Genomic DNA, 1,156 nt, shown 5'->3' with positions numbered 1-1,156 from the left:
TGTGCAGCCTGCGCCGTGGCCGCAGCCCTCGCCGCAGATCGCCGCGGCGGTCGGCCGCATGTATCGGGGGCGGCGGGCGCCGCTGGCGGTGGTGATCCGGGACGAGCTGGGTGAGCTGTACGCCGATGAGGCGTTCGCTGCGGCGTTCGGGGTGCGGGGCCGGCCGGGCTGGTCCCCGGGCCGGTTGATGCTGGTGACGGTGTTGCAGTACGCGGAGCATCTGACCGATCGGCAGGCCGCGGAGGCGGTGCGGACCCGCATCGACTGGAAGTACGGGTTGGGCCTGGAGTTGGACGATGAGGGGTTCGACGCCTCGATCCTGACCGACTTCCGCAACCGGCTGGTCGACTACCACCTGGTGGAGCGGGCCCTGGATCTGTTGCTGGCCGCGTTGGTGGCACGGGGGTTGCTCAAGCCCGGCGGTAAGCAACGTACGGACTCTACCCATGCTGCGCCACGAGGCGCTCTGTCATATTCCCGGTTCAGCCGGGAGAAACTCGGAGGAAGGTTTCTGGGTCCAATGACTTACCTGGATCTGAAAAGTGAAGGGAACCGTAGCATGTCAGGAAAGTATCGTTCGTGTTCAGGCGTATGAAACGAGGCGATACGGGACCCGCGCGACATGGTCAAAGCTAGACTGCCTTTACCCCAATCTCCAGAAGGTGCAATGGAGTCTCCCACCGGAAAGACGCCCGAAACCGGTGCCATGCCCTGCGCCGACATCACGTGCGGGTCGACGCAACCTCCGGGGTATGGAGCGACTCCCAATGAGGGAGTTCAAGGGGATGAGTGGGGGACCTAAATCGCGCTATGACGTATGACAGAGACGAACGTGGGATCACCTAAGGGACGCGAGTCCTATGGTGACAGAGGCCCCATATTAGTCGTCGGAGTAACGCCCGACCAAGGAGGACGGGAAGGCCGTCCACAGGGCGAAGGGGGCCAGGTGACTGGACAATCGAAGACCGTGGGGTATGCGTAATGCAGAACGCCGAAACGGTGTTGAATGTCCTCCGTGAACGCGGTAGGCGTGGCCTGCCGTGCAATGAACTGTACCGGCAGTTGTTCAACCCGGATTTGTATCTTGTGGCCTACGGGCGCATCTACTCCAACGAAGGGGCGATGACGCCTGGGGCCTGCGGAGAGACCGCGGACG

1 pseudogene is annotated in these 1,156 nt (G+C 63.2%); it reads left to right on the top strand.

Annotation, left to right across the window (positions count from 1 at the left end):
• Nucleotides 1–154 precede the first annotated feature (154 nt).
• A pseudogene (locus ACNAW0_RS30395) lies at nucleotides 155–344 on the top strand (transposase); the annotation flags it as partial.
• Between the last annotated feature and the right edge of the window lie 812 nt (nucleotides 345–1,156).

Source organism: Micromonospora sp. SL1-18, assembly GCF_047921505.1.
In the GTDB taxonomy this organism is placed as follows: domain Bacteria; phylum Actinomycetota; class Actinomycetes; order Mycobacteriales; family Micromonosporaceae; genus Micromonospora.
The sequence above is the reverse complement of the archived record's forward strand: the minus strand, read 5'-3'. Positions and strand labels throughout refer to the sequence as shown.